Source organism: Pontibacter saemangeumensis, from assembly GCF_039541895.1.
Taxonomy (GTDB): Bacteria; Bacteroidota; Bacteroidia; order Cytophagales; family Hymenobacteraceae; genus Pontibacter; species Pontibacter saemangeumensis.
The window spans coordinates 229,595-248,845 of sequence record NZ_BAABHC010000001.1; the positions used below are offsets into that span (position 1 = coordinate 229,595).

A 19,251-nucleotide genomic window follows, 5' to 3' on the forward strand; every position below is an offset into this window, starting at 1 on the left:
CATGGAACGAGAAGTTAGAGTACGCTTTGCCCCCAGCCCGACCGGGCCTCTCCATATAGGCGGTGTGCGCACGGCCCTTTACAATTACCTGTTGGCCCGCAAAACCGGCGGCAAAATGATCCTGCGCATCGAGGACACCGACCAGAACCGCTTTGTGCCGGGTGCCGAAGACTATATCCGCGAGTCGCTTGCGTGGTGCGGCATTGAGCTGGACGAGAGCCCCTGGAACGGCGGCCCCTACGCCCCGTACCGCCAGTCGGAGCGCAAGCCCATGTACATGCAGTACGCGCTGCAGCTGATTGAGAGCGGGCACGCCTACTACGCCTTCGACACGGCGGAGGAGCTGGATGAGATGCGCGATCGCCTGAAAGCCGCCAAGGTGGCTACGCCCCAGTACAATGCCATCACCCGCGCCACCATGAAAAACTCGCTCACCCTGCCCGAGGATGAGGTGAAGAAGCGCCTGGAGTCCGGCGACCCGTATGTGATCCGCCTGAAGGTGCCCCGCAAGGAGGAAGTGCGCCTGAAGGATATGATCCGGGGCTGGGTGATGGTGCACTCTTCCGCCATCGACGACAAAGTGCTGATGAAATCGGACGGCATGCCGACCTACCATCTGGCCAACATCGTGGACGACCACCTGATGCAAATCACGCACGTGATCCGGGGAGAGGAGTGGCTGCCGTCGGCGCCGCTGCACGTGCTGCTGTACCGCTACCTGGGCTGGGAAGACACCATGCCGGAGTTTGCGCACCTGCCCCTGCTGCTGAAGCCCGACGGCAACGGCAAGCTGAGCAAGCGCGACGGCGACAAACTGGGCTTCCCGGTGTTCCCGCTGCGCTGGCAGGACCCGAATACGGGCGAGGTGTCGTCGGGCTACCGCGAGAGCGGCTACCTGCCGGAGGCGTTCACCAACTTCCTGGCCTTCCTGGGCTGGAACCCCGGCACGCAGCAGGAAATCTTCTCCATGGAGGAACTGATCGAGGAGTTCTCCGTGGAGCGCATCGGCAAGTCCGGCACTCGTTTCGATATTCAGAAGGCCCGTTGGTTTAACGAGCAGTACCTGCGCGCCAAACCCGACGGCGAACTGGCCGGCTACCTGCTGCAGGCGCTGGAGGAGCACAACATCACCACCTCGCAGGAGAAGGCCGAGAAGATCGCCGGGCTGATGAAAGAGCGTGTTTCCTTCCCGCAGGACTTCTGGCAGGAGGCCAAGTATTTCTTCGTGGCCCCCACAGAGTACAGCGAGAAAGTGGCCTCCAAGAAGTGGAACAGCCCATCTGTCGCTGTTTTTGAGGATTTCAAGAATGAGCTGCCCACGCTGGAGAACTTCAACGCCGATACGGTAAAAGATTTACTGAACGGCATCCTGGAGCGCCACGGCATGAAATTGGGCCAGGTGATGCAGGCGCTGCGGCTGGCGGTGACGGGCGCCGAGGCGGGTCCCGACCTGATGCACATCATCGAGGTGATTGGCCGCGAGGAGACCGCGCAGCGCATCGGGGCAGCCATCGAAAAGCTGAGCCCATATGCGGCGGCGTAACCGCAGCTTATATATAAGCTATATATAAACAGGAAGGCTAACCACTGCGGTTAGCCTTTTTTATTTTCTGCTTTGGACCTGCTATGCAACAAATTATTGCTGCATAGCTTATACAACAGAAGTACAAACCGGAAACATCATGGCTAAGAATAAAAAAGAGAACAAGAGCAGCAAGAAGAAATCCAAGGTGCACAAGGACCTGGAGGGCTTCGAGATAAAGGTGAACGAGCACGGGGAGATCATCTCGAACTACAGCATCGACAAGATAAACGAGTTCCTGAACAGCAATGTGGAGGACAAAAAGCTGGTGAAGCGGGATGCCGCCGAAAAGGCCAAGCGCGAGGAAGAGGAGGCGTACCGCATAGAGGAAAGCGAGGAAGTGGAAGAAACAGACGAGGACTTTGTGCGCAGCACCAACGCCGTGTCTGATGACGAAGACGACAAGGACCTGCCCAAAGCACGCCGTGGGAAGAAAGGGAAAGAAGATGATGCGGAGGAGGAAGACGAGGCCTGACCATGGCAAGCCCATTAAAAGTGCCCCGCTTGTAGCTGAGCCGGTTCTGGTAAAGTTTTGCGACCTATATAGAAACAGCGACATATTGCGTTCTGTATACTCATACCGCATCTTTTAACTAACCTTAATATAACTATGACAAATTCTCACGAGATCGACTACAAGATATTCGGCAACGACATTCAGATGCTGGAAGTGGAACTGGACCAGCAGGAAACGGTGATTGCCGAGGCGGGCGCGATGGTGTATATGGAAGAGGGCATTGAGTTTGAGGCCAAGATGGGCGACGGCTCCAACCCCAGCCAGGGCTTCTTCGGCAAGCTGGTTTCGGCAGGCTCCCGCCTAATCACGGGCGAATCGCTGTTCATGACCCACTTCACGCACCGCGGCTACGGCAAAAGCCGGGTGGCTTTCTCGGCTCCTTACCCGGGCACCATTCTGCCCATCGACCTGCGCCAGATGCGCAACAGCAGCCTGATCACGCAAAAAGACGCTTTCCTGGCGGCCGCCCTGGGCACCAAGCTCAGCATTCATTTTAACCAGCGCCTAGGCTCCGGCTTCTTCGGCGGCGAGGGCTTTATACTGCAGCGGATGCAGGGCGATGGCATGGCCTTTATACACGCCGGCGGCACTGTGGTAGAGAAACAACTGAATAACCAGACCCTGCGCGTGGACACCGGCTGCGTGGTGGCTTTTGAGGAGGGCATTGATTTTAGTGTGCAGCGTGCCGGGGGATTAAAGTCGATGATATTTGGCGGCGAGGGCATTTTCCTGGCCACGCTGCGCGGCACGGGCCGCGTGTGGCTGCAGTCGATGCCGGTGAAGAAGCTGATAGAGGCCCTGATGCCGCACGGCGAGAACACGAAGAAAGAAGGCGGCATGTTCAGCAGTTTCCTGGAGTAGAAGGATTTCCCTTCATCACGTATCCGGACCCTGTTTGCGTTTACCCCAGGTTAACATTTCCGGTGTCAACTTATTTCGAAACCAATTTTTAAGAGCATATTCAAGTGCTCAAGACACTTAGACTATGACAATACAAATCAGGAATACACGGGGCACCTTAAACAAGGCGTTGACGATGATGAACCTTATCCTGTTCAGTATCCTTACTTTAAACATTGTCCGTTATAAGGAAATCAAGGATAAGCAGGTGCCGGTTCTGGCAAACATCTGCCTGCTGATCTTCCTTGGCTTGGGAGTACTTGCGGCGCTTACAAATTAAAGCGGCCTTCCGTTCGTAGCTACCGTAACCTGAAAGCAGCGGCCCCTGCAGAAATCATCTGCCGGGGCCGCTGTGTGTATATAGGTATTTCTTCTCGGCTCAGAAACCGTGACTCATCCCATCATCAAATCTATTGTAGGTTTAACCTCGCTCGCCTCTGGCGAGTGTGGGCTATCCTTCGGCCTCTGGCCACCTAATTTTACATATTTCTTTATGTTGGGTAACGTGGCGTGACGCCACCCAATAATTCACACTCGCCAGAGGCGAGCGAGGGCACTATATATATAGAAGTTCCTTTCAACTCAGAATTCATGACTCGGAACTCAGAACTCCTTCAGGATTTCCTCCAGGTACTCGCGGGTGTTGCTGAGGCGGGGCACCTTGTTCTGTCCGCCCAACTTGCCTTTGTGGCGCAGCCAGTTCATGAAAGTGCCTTTGGGCGCCATATGTACCAAAGGTCCCTGCAGGGCGATGTCGTTTTGGCGCTTGGCGTCGTAGTCAGAGTTAACCTCGCGCAGCGTCTCGTCCAGCACCTGCGTGAAGCGCGGCAGGCTATCCGGTTCTTTCACAAACTCGATCACCCATTCGTGGCCGCCGCGCTTGCCGCTCTCCATATACATCGGGGCCGCCGTAAAGTTGGTGATCACGGCGCCGGTGGCCTCACATGCCTTGGTGATGGCCTCCTCCGCGTTCTCCACGATCACCTCTTCGCCAAAGGCGTTGATGAAGTGCTTGGTGCGGCCTGATATTTTGATGCGGTAAGGGTTGAGGCTGGTGAAGCGCACCGTGTCGCCGATCTTATAGCGCCACAAACCGGCATTGGTCGAGATGACGATAGCGTAGTTTTTCCCCAGCTCTACCTGGTCCAGCGTCAGCGTTTTGGGCTGCTCCTCCTCAAACTGGTCCAACGGGATGAACTCGTAGTACACGCCATAATCCAGCATCAGCAGCATCTCATCCTCTGTGCCCGCCTGGTCCTGTATCCCAAAAAACCCTTCTGAGGCATTGTATACCTCCAAATAATTCATCTGGGCAGAGGGGATGATGTCGCGGAAGAGCTGGCGGTAGGGGCCGAACGCCACCGCGCCGTGCGTGAACAACTCGAGGTTGGGCCACACTTCCAGGATGTTGCTTTTGCCGGTCACCTCCAGGATGCGCTTTAGCAGCACGTAGGTCCAGGTGGGCACGCCGCTCATGCTGGTCACATTCTCCTCCACCGTTATCTCTACCATCTTCTCAATCTTCTCCTCCCACTTGTCCATCAGGGCCACCTTCAGCGGGGGCGTGCGCATGGCCTCGGCCCACATGGGCAGGTTCTGCATGATCACCGCCGACACGTCGCCGCAGGAAACCTTCGCGTTTAGCTCGCTGGGCCGGTGGCTGCCGCCAATGGAGAGGCCCTTGCCCGAGAACAGCTTTGTTTCAGGATATAAGTTGACGTAAATGGAGAGCATGTCCTTGCCGCCTTTGTAGTGGCAGTCCTCCAAAGACTCCGGGCTGACGGGGATATACTTGCTGCGGGCGTTGGTGGTGCCCGACGATTTGGCGAACCACTCCACCTTGCTGGGCCACAGCAGGTTCTGCTCCCCCATCATCACGCGCTCTATATAGGGGTAAAGTGCCTCGTAGTCACTCACCGGCACCCGCTCCTGAAACTCCCGCACCGACAGCTTCTCGCCGTAGCCGTACTTTTTGCCCCACTCGGTGTCTTTGGCTGTGCCGATGAGGTTCTGGAAGAGCTCTGCCTGCACGTCGTGCGGGTATTTCCGAAACAGATCGATGTCATGGATCCGCTTCTTCATTACCCACGTCACTATAGAGTTTATTATTTCCAAAATTGATTGTTGGTTGTTGATTGAAGATTGTTTGTTGGCTATACGGTTAAGTTGTCGTTTGTCACCTTTATCAACGCGTTAAGCATTTTCGGCATCTTTTGCAGTACAGAGAAAACCTCATCATACTCTTCCTGTGTCAGCAGCTTCCTAACCTTGCATTTTTCATTCCAGTCGAGGCATTCATATACAGATCCACGGGCATATCTGAAAAATTGTATCTTCTCTTTTTTGCCATAACGACCAAACCCCTCTGCAATGTTGGCAGAAACGCTGTCTACAGCCTTCACAAACTGGATACCAACGGTGCTCCTTGAGAAGTGTTCCCAACGTTCTGCTCTAAGCCATATATAGTTGCTCAGGCCAAACGACACCTTGTAGGCATCAATGTCATTTAGCTGCAAATGTTTTCGCTCATCCATAAACATGCAGTACGAAAAACAAACAGCAATTAACAATCAGCAATCAAATTTTCCGCTTCAGCTCGAAGTGCTTGCCGAGGTATACGCGGCGCACCTGCTCGTCGGCGGCGAGCTCTTCGGCAGTACCTGATTTCAGGATCTTGCCCTCGAAGAGCAGGTAGGCCCGGTCGGTGATGGAAAGGGTTTCGTTTACGTTATGGTCGGTGATGAGGATGCCGATATTCTTGCTTTTGAGCTTGGCCACGATACTCTGGATCTCCTCCACGGCGATGGGGTCCACGCCGGCGAAAGGCTCATCCAGCAACACGAACTTGGGATCTACGGCCAGGGCACGGGCAATCTCGGTGCGGCGGCGCTCCCCGCCACTCAGCACAATGCCTTTGTTCTTGCGCACATGCGTCAGTGAGAACTCCTCCAGCAGCGCCTCCACCTTTTCGTGCTGCTCCCGCTTGGGCAGGTTCGTCATTTCAAGCACAGCCAGGATGTTCTCCTCCACCGTCAGCTGCCGGAACACCGAGGCCTCCTGCGCCAGGTAGCCCACCCCGCGCTTCGCGCGCTTGTACATGGGCAGGTTGGTGATGTCTTCGTCATTGAGGTATATCTTGCCGGTGTTCGGTTTCACCAAACCCACAATCATATAGAAAGAGGTGGTCTTCCCGGCGCCGTTCGGCCCCAGCAGCCCCACGATCTCCCCCTGGTTTACCTCCACGCTCACATCGTTCACGACAACACGCGATTTGTACTTCTTTATCAGGTTTTCTGCTCGTAGTATCATTGTGGCTAAATTACGCATAAAGGCGGCATCCTGCAACGGCGCGTGGCCGCACCGCCCCTGCCTCCTCCTTAACGCCTTACGTGCCCCGTGTGCTATTAAAATTTATACAATAATCTGTATAAACATACGGATGTGGTATTGTATAAGCGGGTTTTAATATATAACTTAAAACTCGCTTCATCTTCAACGCTGTTACTTATGCTTTTGCCTTTACTTCTTTCAGCTGGTCAGAAACTCGCTTTCTCAGGCATGCTGTTGCTCGCAGGTTACACTGGTTTGGCGCCGGAGGCCCCCGCAGCGGCCCCCAACGACGAGACTAAGGAGACAACAACGTCTAAAACCTTCACCCCTGCCACGGCCATTAAAGGCATAGATGTTTCGCGGTGGCAGAAACACGTGGACTGGGCGCTTGTGAGCGAAGCCGAAGTAGCCTTTGCCTTCGTGAAAGCCACGCAGGGTGACTTCAGGCAGGACCCATTTTTCTCGCGCAACTGGGAAGAGACGAAGCGCCACGGCATCAAGCGCGGCGCCTACCATTTCTACAAGCCGGAGGCGCCTGTGCAGTGTCAGATCGAGCTTTTCACGAACTCCGTTGTGCTGGAGGCTGGCGACCTGCCCCCCGTGCTGGACGTGGAGGTATCGGACCCGAAGGTAAGCCCCACGCAGCTACGCGCCGGCATCAAAACGTGGCTGGAGGCCGTAACGGCGCATTATGGCGTAAGGCCCATCATCTACACCAGCCAGAACTATTACCGCCGCTACCTGCAGGGTCATTTCAATGACTATCATTTCTGGATTGCCCGCTACAGCACAGTGCAGCCCGAGGTGCATCCTACTGACAGCTGGATGTTCTGGCAGCACACCGACAGGGGGAAAATCACAGGCATTAACACGGCCGTGGACGTAAACTACTTCGTCGGCGACATCGAGACGCTGGGCCAGCTGTGCATCCCGGATATGGTGGCGCAGGAGACGCAGACCAGCCCCCTGAATCGGCTGAAGCATATGTACCCGCTGCCATAAGCGGCTTTTGCAGCCTCAGCACCTGTCCTGTCCACTTTTCTCTGCGATTGCGAATATTATTATATCAAATTATTGGTATATTAGAATAATTAATTGTACCTTTTGCCAAGATTAATATAACGCATTCCGAATACCCGCTGCTCTTTCCCTGATCCTGATGCCGTCGCTGCTCCTGGCAGGCCCTGGCTTATATGTGCGCTTTCAACCCTACCACTATATAACCAGCTTTATGGAAACACCCCTACACGCGTTAGCGGAAAAAGTAACAGCTACCGAAACCGCCACTGCCCTTCCCCTCGACCAGCATAAACTGGAACAGTACATGCGCCGGCTAAGCATGGAGCAGAACTTGCTCCTTGGGATTTTAGCAGGCTTTCTGGCCGCGGTGGCAGGGGCTGTGGCCTGGGCTGCCGTCACGGTGCTCACAGGGTATCAGATCGGGTATATGGCGGTTGCCATCGGCTTTGCAGTAGGCTACACCATCCGCACCACGGGGCAGGGCATCGACAAGGCTTTTGGCGTGGCGGGGGCCGTGCTGGCGCTGTTTGGCTGCGCATTGGGTAATTTCCTGAGCACATGCGGCTTTGTAGCAGAGGAGTTCGGGCTAGGCTACCTGGAGGTGCTGCAGACACTGGACTTCAGTGCCGTACCGGCACTTATGGTGGAGACCTTCTCGCCAATGGATGTGCTTTTCTACGGCATTGCCCTTTACCAGGGATATAAAATGTCGTTCCGCCAGGTAACGCAGGAAGAACTGCTCGCCAACGCGGGGGCAGTCACCGTCCACACAATCGATTAAGGAACAAGAGCGGCGGCTATCGGAGCCTTACTTATTTTACCCGGATATCCTTGATGCGGAGCTGCAGCGAGATCACGCCCCTATATACATTCTCTTCCACGGTATAGCACACATCGAACGGGATGCCTTTAGAGATGACGTGGTAGTAATCGCTGAGGCCGAAGCCGATGGCATCGATGCTGAAGAAGCCGTCCTGCGTGAGGCGCAGTTTCAGGTGCGAGTCGCCCACCACGCGCACGCTGCCCGTGTCGTACACGCACTCCGACACAAACACCGGCCCCATGTTGCCGGGGCCGAAGGGCTCCATCTGCCGGATGATGTTGTAGAAGTTGCGGGTGATCTGGTTCAGCTTGATCTTGCCGTCGATCTGTATCTGTGGAATCTTCTGCTCCTCGGTGATGGTGCTGGCCACTACTTCCTCAAACCGCTCCCGAAACGCGGGCACATTCTCCACGGGCAGCGTAAGGCCGGCCGCGTACATGTGCCCGCCAAATTGGTCCAGCAAATCGGAGCAGCTTTCGATGGCATTGTGCACATTAAAGCCGTGCACCGAGCGCGCGGAGCCGGACGCCTTGCCGTTAGACTGGGTAAGGATGATGGTGGGGCGGTAGTATTTCTCGATGCAGCGGGAGGCCACAATACCGATCACGCCTTTGTGCCACGTCTCCTTAAACAGCACCGTGGAATTGGCCGACTTCAGGAAATCATCCTCCTCGATCATCTGAAGTGCCTCTTTCGTGATGTCGGTGTCTTTGGTGCGGCGCGCCTTGTTCGACTCGTTGATGATGTCGGCCATCCGGAAGGCATCGTCCTTGGTTTGGGCCAGCAGCATGCGCACCGAGTTTTTGGCGTCGCCCATGCGCCCTGCGGCATTGATGCGGGGCGCAAAACCAAACACGATGCTGGATATGTCCATCTCGTAATTGATGGCGGCCAACTCCTTCAGCGCGTCCAGCCCCGGGCGCATCGGCTGCGGCCCGTTGAGGTGGCGCAGCCCGAAGTGGGCCAGGATGCGGTTCTCGCCGGTGATGGGCACAATGTCCGCCGCAATGCTCACCACCACCAGGTCCAGCAGTTTGTAGGCCTCCTCCTGGTCAATGTCGTTCTGCAGGCAGAAGGCCTGGATCAGCTTAAAGCCCACGCCACACCCCGACAATTCCTTAAAAGGATATGGGCAGTCTACCTGCTTCGGGTCAAGCACGGCCACGGCCTGCGGCACGTCTTCGTCGGGCAGGTGGTGGTCGCATACAATAAAGTCGATGCCTTTCTCGGCGGCATACGCCACCTTGTCAGCCGACTTGATGCCGCAGTCGAGGCAGATAATAAGCGAGAAGCCATGCTCCGCCGCCCAGTCAACGCCTTGCTGCGACACGCCGTAGCCTTCCTTGTACCGGTCCGGTATATAAAAATCAATCTGGTGGGTATAGCCGCGCAGAAAGCCGTACATGAGCGCCACGGAGGTGGTCCCGTCTACGTCGTAGTCGCCGTACACCAGTATCTTCTCGCTTTTGTGCAACGCCTCGTTCAGGCGGTTCACGGCCTTGTCCATGCCCTTCATCAGGAAGGGATCGTGCAGGGCGGAGAGGGCGGGGCGGAAATAGCTTTTGGCTTCCTCGTAGGTGCAGATGCCGCGCTGGCAGAGGATGCTGGCGAGGGTGGGGCTGATTTTAAGGCTTTCTGTGAGTTGCTCTACGATCTCTGCCGGTGCCTCCTGGCTATATACCCACCTTTTCTCCATATGCTTCTGCTACACTACAAACGTTCGGCTGTAAAGGTAGCCATTTTAAGGGATTTTTGAGCGAAGGTGCCCGGCTGCTCCGTCTCCTTTGCTTTGATTTTCGTACTTTTGCAGTGATACAACAGGCTAACCCATGAAACGATTTAAAGATCTTTTCGAAAAGTATAAGAATTATTCCCTGGACCTGATCATGTATGGGTTCTTCCTTCTTTTTATACTCATCCTGTTTATCTTCTTCAGCTAGGCAGCCTCAGTTTACCTTATCGCCGCGCAGCTTCCGGAAGCGCTTGCGGGCCTCGGCCGCATAAATACTGCCCGGGTGTTTTACCAGCAGGTCGTTGTACAGTTGCTGCGCCTTTTCCTTGTCCTGCAGGTTCTCCTCGTATATATAGGCCAAGCGGTAAAGCGCGTCGTCGCTCAGGATGTCGTACTGCGGGTTGCTCACAATCTGCTGCAGGTTCTCCACCGCTTTCGCAAAATCACCAGTGCGCTCATATATGCTGGCTTTCTGGAAGTATATCTCGTCGGTGAGGCTGTGGCCGGGGTACTTCTGCAGCATGGCATCGAGGGCGGCTTGCGCCTCGGGCAGCTTGTTACGGAACACCAGCAGGTCAATGGCGGCGTACTCTTCCATGGCCGTGGTAGAGGTGTCGAGGCCGGTGTTGTCGGTGATCAGCAGGCTCAGGTCCATGGCGTCGTTGGCAATCTCGCGGCTGGTGGCCAGCTTCAGGATGTCGAGGTGGGCCTGCGCCAGCTCGAAGTCGCCTTTGTAGTAATTGAGGCGTGCGTTGCGCAGCTTGGCCTCGTGCCCGATCGGCGTCTCCTTATGCGATTTCTCCACCTGCGAGTACAGCAGCGTGCTCTCCCACGGCTCCCCCTTCAGCAGGTATATATCGCCCAGGGTAAGCTTGCTGTCTGCCACCAGGCTGGTATTTGCCCGCGGCATGTTAATGGCCTCCTGCAGCAGCGCGATCGCCTTTTCCTTGTCATCGAGGTAGAAGGCATATAAGCCGGCCATATGCTGCAGCACTTCCACGGTTTCGGGTCTGCGGCCCACTTCACTCAGCAGCGCCTCGTAGTCCGCCAACAGGGCCTGTACTTTCTCCTGGCTCACCGGAAACGTGTTCTGCACCTGCTCTTCGCGGGCGTTTATCAGGCGCTGCCGCGCGACCAGGTAGTAAGGCCCCTCGGGGTACTCCTCCACGATGTACTCAAATGCCTCTATGGCCCCCTGGTAGTCTTCGTTCTTCAGGCTGATGGCCCCCAGTTCCATCACGCGGGTGCCGCCGCTGCGGGTGCGCTTGTCTACGGCGCGCGCCTGTAGCAGGGCGCCGTAAAAATCGCGCCGCTGCACGTAGAGCCAGATCAGCAGCTCATTAAACGCCAGCTTGTCCGGGTTCTGCTGCACCCGCAGGATCAGCTCTTTCTCCAGCGCATCGAAGTTCTTCTCGTCCCGCATGCTGTTCTGCAGCATGTTCTGCACGTGGCCCAGCTCATTCTCATCCGCCTGCAGCAGGTTCAGCGCCTCCGCCAGCAGGTTTTCTGTCTTCTGCCGGTACATATAGAGCGCCATCAGCGGACGGTTGTAAGCCATCGGGTCGTTGGCCAGCTGGCGGCCCCGCAGGTATGTTTTTTCAGCATAGTCGTAGAGCTCGTTCTGCATAAACGCGTTGGCCACCCCCACCACCGACTCCGTTGTAGCCCCGGCAATGAGCTTATCAAACTGCTTCGCGGCCGCGGCCTTGTCGCCGGCGGCCTGATGCACCAGGCCCATGTCCACTTCGTAGGCAGGGTTGCCGGGGTTGCGCTTTATGGTTTTCCTCACCAGCTTCTCGGCCTCTTTGTAGTTGCGCTGCGCCAGCAGCACCTTCAGGTAATCCGGGTACACCGCCCCGAAAAGCCGCTGCTCGTCTATCAGCTTGCTATACAAGGACTCGGCCTTGTCGTAATCGCCCTGGCTCATATATTGGCGGGCCAGCTCCAGGTCCTGTTGCTGTGCCCGGGCCGCAGGTACTGCCAACAGCAGCAGCAGCGGGAAAAGGATATAACATAGTCTTTGCATAGTCTTCTTAGAACGGTGAGGAGGTGCGCGTTTATATATGCTTCAGCCACTAAAGGCACAGAGGAAGCGGCAAAGGAAAAAGGCATTTCTGAATAGCGCCTGCTAAAGCACCAGGGCAGCCGCTTTACTTCTTCCTGTCCCTTTTTTGTTAACTATGAATATACTGAATCAGTTTAATTTTTTTCTGATGTATTTATATATGCTGTACTTACAGCAGCAAGCCTCCGCTTACCATTTGCTCCCATCATCCTTTCAGTAGAAAAGTTATCCTTACTACGGCAGGTAGCTTGAGGACTCTAAGCGTTCAGCTCCCTGTACAATTCCGTAGAGACAACTTAAGCAACCCGCTCTCTTGAGATGCACCGGCACCTGAGTGGAAAACAGAAAAGCCGCTCCTTAGGAACGGCTTTTCTGTTATATATGGTCTTCTATATGGGTCTATCTCGTTGGATGCCCTCAGGCGTAACTCCTTGCCTTGGCACCTTTCCTCTTCATCCCAGGCTTTCCGCCTAGCATGCTGTCAAGGGAGTACCTGCCCGGACCAAAAACCAGCAGCGTCAGGAAAATCAACAGGTAGAGCAGCGCCTGCTCCTTTTTAGCGAACGGGTCTTCGGCGTGGCGAAGGAAAGCGGCTACCCCCATCGTGATCGCCAAAGCTATGCTGGCCAGGCGGGTGCCCAAACCAAGCGCCAGGAGCACGGAACAAATAACTTCAGCAAATACAGCCAGGGCAAGAGAAGCGGCGGCGCCAATGCCCATGAAATCGAAAAACTGGATTTCACCACCTGCCAGCAGCTTCTCTAACTTTGGGTAACCATGTGTCAGCATAAACCCACCAACGCATAGCCGCAACAGGAAGAGCCATATATCGGCTATGCTCCTGTTATAGGCGGTGCTAAAGACTTTACTCACGCATCATATATAAAGTGGCTGTATAAGATAAGTAGCTGTTTCCGAAGGCCGGTGCCTCCTTAGAAGAACCTGACGCGGTTATCCTTGATTTCGGCTTTCTCCTTGATGGCTTCGAACGCATTGTTCTCCACACGGCTGGTGCGGGTGGTGCGGATCTGCTCTTTCACATTCGCAAAATCACTGATTTCGGGCGCAGGGTTCAGTTGCGTCAGCTCTACCATCAACACGCCGCCCTGTCCCTCAAAAGGAGCTGTACGGGCACCCGGCTTCATGCCGAAGGCTTTCCCAACGGCTATCGGCTCTACGCCCAGGCCAGGGATGGTGGCGGAGGCGTAAGTTACGTTGTCGGCTGTTCTGACAACGGCATCCGCGCCGTAGCTGGCCGCGATCTCATCCAATGTGCCTTTCTGCCCCTTCAGTTTTTCGATGATCTGCTGTGCCTTCACCTCGTTGCGCACGGCCGCCGTCAGCTCATCCCGTATATCCGCAACCTCGGCATAGCCTTTTTCGCGCTTGCCGGTGAGCGTGGCCACCACAAACTGATCCTCAATCTCGAACACAGGCGATACATCCCCTATTTCAGTGTCTTTTGCGTATGCCCAGCGCACCAGTTCGCGTGCGTTGTTCAGGTTATTCACCACAATGTTGTTCTTCCCGATCGCAATGGCCTCTTCTTTCACCAGGGACGGATTTTTGGCGGCATTCTCCTGAAACTCTTCCGTGCTTCCGCTTGTGCCGGCCAACTCGTCGGCAACGGCATATGCCGCGTCGCGCGTAGCCTCACTTGCCTCAATCGGGCGCTGCACTGCCGCAATCTGGTACGTTGTTGTTGTTTTAGGCGCGGTGATCTTCACGATGTGGAAGCCGTACTCTGTCTCCACCAGGTTCGGCAGCAAGCCAGGGCCTGCGGCAGCGAACACGGCTTTGTCAAACTCCGGCACCATGCGGCCTTCTGCAAACCAACCCAGGTCGCCACCGGCGGAGGCTGTACCGTCGGTACCGTACTGGGCAGCCATCTGGGCAAAGTCAGCGCCGTTCTGTATCTGCGCCAGCACGTCCTGCGCTTTGGCACGGGCGGCCGCTTTCGCTTCCGGGGTGTCGTTTTCCGGCCTGATGAGGATATGGCTCGCTTTTACGGCGGCATCGCCTTCTTTCGCATCCGTCACTTTGTAGAGCGACAGCATGCCGTTCTCTGTGAAAGGCCCATATACCTTGCCTTCCTCCAATGGCAGCTGGCTGCCCAGTTGCTGCGGCAACTCGCCCGGATTACGGTAAGTGCCGTCGAAAGGCATGTCAGAGTTGGTGTTCACGAAAGCGGAGTCGTTGGTGGCTGTCGCAAACTGCTGCGCGAGCGTACTGATCTCCTGGCTCAGGTAGGTGCTGTCCTCTCCGGAGGCGCTCACCGGGATGGTCACGAACTCTATAGAACGTCCCTCCTCCACTTTATAAAGCTCCTTGTTGCGCTCATAGTAATCCTGCAGCTGCGCGTCGGTTACCTGCACGGCAGAATCTGATACGCTCACGTAAGGCACGTACAGCACCTTCATGCTGGCAGTGCTGTTCTGTGCCTGGTAAAAGTCTTTTGCCTCGGCCGTGGTGACATATACTGTCTTGCTCAGCAGGTTCATGTACTTGGACTGCAGGCGGTCAGAAAGAACGCTCTGCTCAAAGTTTACCCACATCGGGCGGGCGTTCGGGCCCATCTGGTCCAGGTTCTGCAGGTACTGCACGATCTGGTTACGGTCGAACTCCCCGGTCTGTGGGTTCGTGAACGCCTGCTTTACGGCCGGGTGTATGTTGTTGCCCTGCACCATGTCAGCCAGTTCTTCTTCGGTCACGACAATGCCCAGGCGGTCATATTCTTTTTGTAGCGCAATTTTAAAGATCAGCTGGTTCCAGGCCTGCTCGCGCAGCATCGCTAACTCCCCTTCGTTGGCGGCACGGCCGGTGCGGTTCTCGTAATCAGCTTTCGCCTGCTGCAGTACAGCGTCAAACTCCTGATAGTCGATTTCTTCGCCGGCGATTTCGCCTACTGTCGTTGCATCGTTACCTAAAAGCCTGGAGTTAGGCCCCAGCAGGTCGCCGCCTACTACAAACACACCAAGCCCTATAGCAATGGCGCCTACAGCCCAACCAGACTTCTCTCTAATCTTGTTAATTAATGCCATTCGTTATTTAAATGTAAAAAGGATTGTGCAAAATAAGGTTAATCGCGCTAAAATTCAAAATTTTTATATTTCTGTTTAGCTTATAGCATCTGCCTGAGCGTCTGCGCTTTTTACCACCTTCACCGCATCGATGCGGTTGTCATCCATGGTCAGGACGCTGATGGTATAGGGGGGCACCGTTACTTCATCGCCCGGCATAGGTATCTCTCCGAATTCAGACAAAACCAAACCGCCTAAGGTTTCATAATCCCCCTCCGGCAGGTCCATGTCGTATTTCTCGTTTAGGTAGTCGATCTCGTGGCGGCCGCTCAGGATGTAGATGCCCCTGTCGGGCAGCACCTGCTCCAGCAGCGCCTGGCTCACGTCATACTCGTCCTCTATCTCCCCGAAAATCTCCTCGATCACGTCCTCTACCGTCACAATGCCCGAGGTGCCGCCAAATTCGTCCACCACCACCGCCACGCTGCGGTGCTCGGACACGAACTTGATGAACAGCTCACTGGCCAGCATGCTCTCCGGCACCAGGCTCACCGGGGCCAGTATCTCCTCAATGCTCTTGGGCTGTTTGAACATGGCCAGCTGGTGGCAGTAGCCGATGATGTTGTCAATCGACTCTTTGTAAACAAGGATTTTAGAGTGGCCCGTGTCCACGAACGCCTGCCCCAGTTGTCCGATGGGAGCGTCCACTTCCACCGCTTTTATCTCGGTGCGGGGCACCATGCACTCCCGCACCTTCACGGTTTTAAAGTCCAGGGCGTTATGGAAGATGAGCGGGTCCACCTCCGGGGCGTCTTCGTGCTCGGGGTGGTACAGGCGGTTTTTAGTGAAGGCGTTCAGGTCGGTGAAGCCGAACACCGGTTTCTCCTCCGAAAACTCAATCTTAAAGAGTTTCTCCGCCACCCACTTGCTCAGGCCCACAATCAGGAAAACAACCGGGTACAGCAGGTAATACACCAGCAGGATGGGCACCGCCAGCACCTGCAGCATGCGGTTCGGGTTGATGGCAAAGAGGCTGCGGGGCAAAAACTCGGCAGTGAGCACCACCACCACAGAGGCCACCGCGATCTGCAGCAACAGGATGAGGAAACCCAACTGCAGCCCCTCGGGGAGGTAAGCAGACAGCAACTGGTGCAACACGCTGGCGATGGCCAGGCCATATAGCACCAGCGCCAGCGTGTTGCCGATCAGGGTGGTGCCCATCAGGCGGGCGGGCCGCTTCAGCAGGAAACCCAGGATGCGCCCCGAGAGCGCCCCGTTCTTCTCGTTCAGCTCTATCTGGATTTTATTTGCGGCCATAAAGGCCATCTCGATGCCCGAGAAAAAGGCCGAGAACAAGAGGGCGATGATTAAGAGTATGATCTGACTGGGGTCTACCATATATGCGTTAGGTCCGAAAAAGATCAGGCGCTGTTCTTCCTTTTGCGGTAGTAGTACAGCATAAACAGCACCAGGCCAATCATATAGAGCCAGTAGTTGCCTACTATGTCCTCCTCCACCAGGCTGCGGTGCACGCCAATGACCATTACCACAAAAGAGAGCGAAAGTAAAATGATATTTACAAGCCTTGGGTTCATTATTCTTCCAGATCGATTATTCCCGTGACATCACGGATCCTGTAACTTGAGAAGTCCTGTTTTGCCTGCAGGCCGTTCCCCATGATGATTTGCTCCGGGGTGGTGATCCGCACAAACTTGTCGGTATATATCCTGGCCTTGCGCTTGTCCCAGAACAGCTCCTCGGTCTCCAGTTTCTCTTTCTTCACCAGGTTCTGGACCACCACGTTTCCCTTTGCCTGGAAAAGATTTTTGTTGCGGTCCTGCTTGCCGTAGTTGGCTTTTAGCGTAGAGGTCACCTGCCCTTCCTGCTCATAGAACTCAACGAAAAGCCCCTCCGGGAAAACGCCGTCGCCGCTCTCGAACTCCTGCTGCAAAGGCGCCTGCAATTTAACCAGCAGCTTGGCCGAGTCGCTGTAGAGCGTGACCACGTCATGGTTTTCCATGGTGGGCCCTGTGTACTTCTGCTCTTTGTCCGGATCCTTTAAATCCTCTTTACAGCCAAACCCTATGATGGAAATAAGGGCCATCAGGGTGGCTATGCATGCCTTGCGCATTATTTTGTTCTACTGGTTGATGTGAATTTAGCAAATATTATGCTGAATATGCCCCTTTTCAGAATTGGCGGACTCCCCTATATGAAAAAGGCCGCTTAAAAAACGGCCCTTGGTGTTGTCAGGAAATTGTACGGTTGCCCTTAGTCTACTCTGCGCTTGATGAACCACCTGCTGTTTACCGTGAAGCCCAGGCCAAACTGAAAATAGTCCTCCTTGATCAGGCCGCTCTCCGTGGTGCCGCGCTGCCCGTACCCCAGCGAGATGTTCAACTGGTAAAGATCATATATAGTGGAGATGCCGATCGGGAACATGGCCCCCGCCGTTACGCCCCTGTCTGTGATTCCCTTTCCGTTCAGCTCATACGGCGTCTGGCCGTAATAAACCCCTCCGCGGTACATAATGCGCTTAAAGTAGCTGTCGATGGCGTTGGCATCCGGGGTGTACTCGCCGCCCACGGCCACGCGGTAACTGTCGCGGAGGCCGTCGTTCTGGCCTTCGAAGTTCTTGAAGTCAGACCATTTGTAGCTGGCGAAATCCGCGGCCAGCGTCAGGTTAGAGCCGTTGTCGACGCTGAAGCCAACTCTGTAGTTAGAAGGCAGCGTAACACTGCTCTCGGCACTGTCGCCCAGCACCGGGTTTGCCTGTGTGCGTCGCTCGTAAGACAGCTTGCGCTCGGCATCCAGCTCCGAGTTAAAGCTATATACCCCACCGGCGCTCAGGAACAGCTTGTCGTTGAGCTTCTGCCGGTAGTTGGCGCCGGCCCTGAAGAGAAAGCCGCCATATGTGGTACGGTTCACCACAGAAACGCGCTCCGTGTCCACTAGTTCCTGCTGCGGGTCGCTTACGGTGCTAGCTGACTCGCTGGCGGTATTGCCGAAGATATAAGAGGCGCTGCCGCCAACGGTAAGGCCGCCCACCAGTTTCACGCCATGGCCAAAGTAAACCTCCGACAAACCCCCACTGCCCACGTACTCGCGGAAGATGGTGGCCCCAGGGTTGCCTTCCACCGCGTCCGACACCGTTGTCTCGTAGTTGACGGTGGAGAACGGGCGCAGGCCAGCTGCGGCGCTCCAGCGCTTCGTCACCGGCACGGCCAGCGACAGGTTGTGCAGGTTGCCGTTGCCGTCTACCTGCGAGCCGGTTTCGTTGCTCACGCGCTTTACCTGCCCCGCAATGCCCATATCGAAGTTGGTGATGCTGTTGTAATACAGCAGAGCCGGGTTGGAGGTATTTACCTGATAGCTATTCGCGGCACTCACACCGACGCCTGCCATGCCAGCCGTGCGGATATTGCCGTAGTTTTCGTTTATTTCGCCTATCCCAAAGCGGGAGTACGGGGTGTTGCTGATGAGCTGTGCCTGTGTAGTATGCGCCAGACACAGCGCGGCAAAGCCTACCAGTACTCGGAATGTCTTATACATTATGTGTCAATATTCTGTGAAGCCCGATTAAGACCAGTTCGGGAATTACAAAGATGCGACCTTTTAAGTGACTTTCAAAAAATCCTGCATCCCCCCCGCAAAGTATAACCACCAGATCGGCAGCTTTTTCGGTATATGCCTGAATAAAACCGTTTAATTCGGCCACGGTGCCAGCCAGCACACCGCTGCGGATAGACTCCTCCGTCGTTTGCCCCGTTAGCGGAAACTCCTTAGTCCGGTGTACTAACGGCAGCCGCTGGGTAAAAGTATGCAGGGCCTTGAACTTCATCGCCAGGCCCGGCGAGATGCCCCCGCCGTGGTAGTTGCCGCTGCTGTCTATGTATTCATGCGTGATGCTGGTGCCGGCGTCGAACACGAGGCAGTTGCGGCCGGGGAAAAAGTAATTCGCCCCCACCGCGGCCGCTATCCTGTCGGCTCCCAGGGTTTGGGGCGTTTTATAGCGGTTAGAAACAGGCAAGGCTGTCTGCGCCGTAAGCTCGATGAGCTTACCGGTTACAGACAGCCTTTGCTGTATATGCTGTGCGCTTTGTGCCACCGAAGCAACAATGGCATGGTCAAACGCCTGGCTTAGCAGCGCCTCGGGCAAGTTCTCCTGCCCTTCAAAATAACCCTGTGCTGCCAACGCATCCCCTTCGAAGATGCCGTACTTTGTGCCGGTGTTCCCTATATCGATGGCGACGCTGCGCATG

18 protein-coding genes are annotated in these 19,251 nt (G+C 55.5%); 6 read left to right on the plus strand and 12 right to left on the minus strand.

Features of this window, described 5'->3' with window-relative positions:
- The first annotated feature begins 1 nt into the window (after position 1).
- The 4 genes from gltX to ABD920_RS01055 all read left to right on the plus strand — a co-directional run bounded on the left by gltX (position 2) and on the right by ABD920_RS01055 (position 3,279).
- The gene (gene gltX / locus ABD920_RS01040; protein ID WP_345156272.1) at positions 2-1,543 is read left to right on the plus strand and encodes a glutamate--tRNA ligase; all 1,542 of its coding nucleotides are present in this window, start codon (positions 2-4) and stop codon (positions 1,541-1,543) included.
- Positions 1,544-1,682: 139 nt separating this feature from the next.
- Positions 1,683-2,057 (plus strand): hypothetical protein, encoded by a 375-nt coding sequence (locus ABD920_RS01045; protein WP_345156273.1) that lies wholly within the window; start codon positions 1,683-1,685, stop codon positions 2,055-2,057.
- Between the two features lie 135 nt (positions 2,058-2,192).
- On the plus strand, positions 2,193-2,960 hold the full coding sequence (locus tag ABD920_RS01050; protein WP_345156274.1) for a TIGR00266 family protein: 768 nt from the start codon (positions 2,193-2,195) through the stop codon (positions 2,958-2,960).
- 124 nt (positions 2,961-3,084) lie between these two features.
- Positions 3,085-3,279 (plus strand): hypothetical protein, encoded by a 195-nt coding sequence (locus tag ABD920_RS01055; protein ID WP_345156275.1) that lies wholly within the window; start codon positions 3,085-3,087, stop codon positions 3,277-3,279.
- A 323-nt stretch (positions 3,280-3,602) separates the two neighbouring features.
- Here ABD920_RS01055 and ABD920_RS01060 read toward each other — a convergent pair whose 3' ends face one another.
- Genes ABD920_RS01060 through lptB form a run of 3 tightly spaced genes read right to left on the minus strand, consistent with a single transcriptional unit; the run spans position 3,603 to position 6,308 of the window.
- A complete protein-coding gene (locus ABD920_RS01060; protein WP_486357925.1) occupies positions 3,603-5,114 on the minus strand; it encodes a GH3 auxin-responsive promoter family protein in 1,512 nt (503 codons plus the stop codon).
- 38 nt (positions 5,115-5,152) lie between these two features.
- The gene (locus ABD920_RS01065) at positions 5,153-5,533 is read right to left on the minus strand and encodes a four helix bundle protein (RefSeq protein WP_345156277.1); all 381 of its coding nucleotides are present in this window, start codon (positions 5,531-5,533) and stop codon (positions 5,153-5,155) included.
- Positions 5,534-5,576: 43 nt separating this feature from the next.
- Complete coding sequence (lptB, locus tag ABD920_RS01070; RefSeq protein ID WP_345156278.1) at positions 5,577-6,308, minus strand: LPS export ABC transporter ATP-binding protein; 732 nt, start codon at positions 6,306-6,308, stop codon at positions 5,577-5,579.
- Between the two features lie 249 nt (positions 6,309-6,557).
- Here lptB and ABD920_RS01075 point away from each other — a divergent pair, with 249 nt between their 5' ends.
- A complete protein-coding gene (locus ABD920_RS01075; protein ID WP_345156279.1) occupies positions 6,558-7,331 on the plus strand; it encodes a glycoside hydrolase family 25 protein in 774 nt (257 codons plus the stop codon).
- A gap of 229 nt (positions 7,332-7,560) precedes the next feature.
- Positions 7,561-8,130: a hypothetical protein gene (locus ABD920_RS01080; protein WP_345156280.1), complete on the plus strand. Its 570-nt coding sequence runs from the start codon at positions 7,561-7,563 to the stop codon at positions 8,128-8,130.
- A gap of 31 nt (positions 8,131-8,161) precedes the next feature.
- Here the strand turns inward: ABD920_RS01080 and recJ are convergent, their stop codons facing one another.
- From recJ to ABD920_RS01125, 9 genes are all read right to left on the minus strand, one after another.
- Positions 8,162-9,868 (minus strand): single-stranded-DNA-specific exonuclease RecJ, encoded by a 1,707-nt coding sequence (gene recJ, locus ABD920_RS01085; RefSeq protein ID WP_345156281.1) that lies wholly within the window; start codon positions 9,866-9,868, stop codon positions 8,162-8,164.
- Positions 9,869-10,118: 250 nt separating this feature from the next.
- Complete coding sequence (locus tag ABD920_RS01090; RefSeq protein WP_345156282.1) at positions 10,119-11,930, minus strand: tetratricopeptide repeat protein; 1,812 nt, start codon at positions 11,928-11,930, stop codon at positions 10,119-10,121.
- 456 nt (positions 11,931-12,386) lie between these two features.
- Positions 12,387-12,842 carry a DoxX family protein gene (locus tag ABD920_RS01095; RefSeq protein ID WP_345156283.1) on the minus strand — a complete coding sequence of 152 codons (456 nt, stop codon included), beginning with the start codon at positions 12,840-12,842 and terminating at the stop codon, positions 12,387-12,389.
- 59 nt (positions 12,843-12,901) lie between these two features.
- Positions 12,902-15,010, minus strand: coding sequence for a peptidylprolyl isomerase (locus ABD920_RS01100; protein ID WP_345156284.1), 2,109 nt, complete (start codon positions 15,008-15,010; stop codon positions 12,902-12,904).
- A gap of 75 nt (positions 15,011-15,085) precedes the next feature.
- Positions 15,086-16,387, minus strand: coding sequence for a hemolysin family protein (locus ABD920_RS01105; protein WP_345156285.1), 1,302 nt, complete (start codon positions 16,385-16,387; stop codon positions 15,086-15,088).
- A gap of 23 nt (positions 16,388-16,410) precedes the next feature.
- Positions 16,411-16,584, minus strand: a complete 174-nt coding sequence (locus ABD920_RS01110) for a hypothetical protein (protein ID WP_345156286.1) — start codon at positions 16,582-16,584, stop codon at positions 16,411-16,413.
- Positions 16,584-17,120 carry an LPS export ABC transporter periplasmic protein LptC gene (gene lptC, locus ABD920_RS01115; RefSeq protein WP_345156287.1) on the minus strand — a complete coding sequence of 179 codons (537 nt, stop codon included), beginning with the start codon at positions 17,118-17,120 and terminating at the stop codon, positions 16,584-16,586. Before lptC ends, ABD920_RS01110 begins: the two co-directional genes overlap by 1 nt.
- 140 nt (positions 17,121-17,260) lie before the next feature.
- Entirely contained in the window at positions 17,261-18,541 is a 1,281-nt protein-coding gene (gene bamG, locus ABD920_RS01120; protein ID WP_345156288.1) for a BamG family beta-barrel-assembly machinery protein, read from the minus strand.
- Positions 18,534-19,250, minus strand: a complete 717-nt coding sequence (locus ABD920_RS01125) for a type III pantothenate kinase (protein ID WP_345156289.1) — start codon at positions 19,248-19,250, stop codon at positions 18,534-18,536. Before ABD920_RS01125 ends, bamG begins: the two co-directional genes overlap by 8 nt.
- Position 19,251 lies beyond the last annotated feature (1 nt).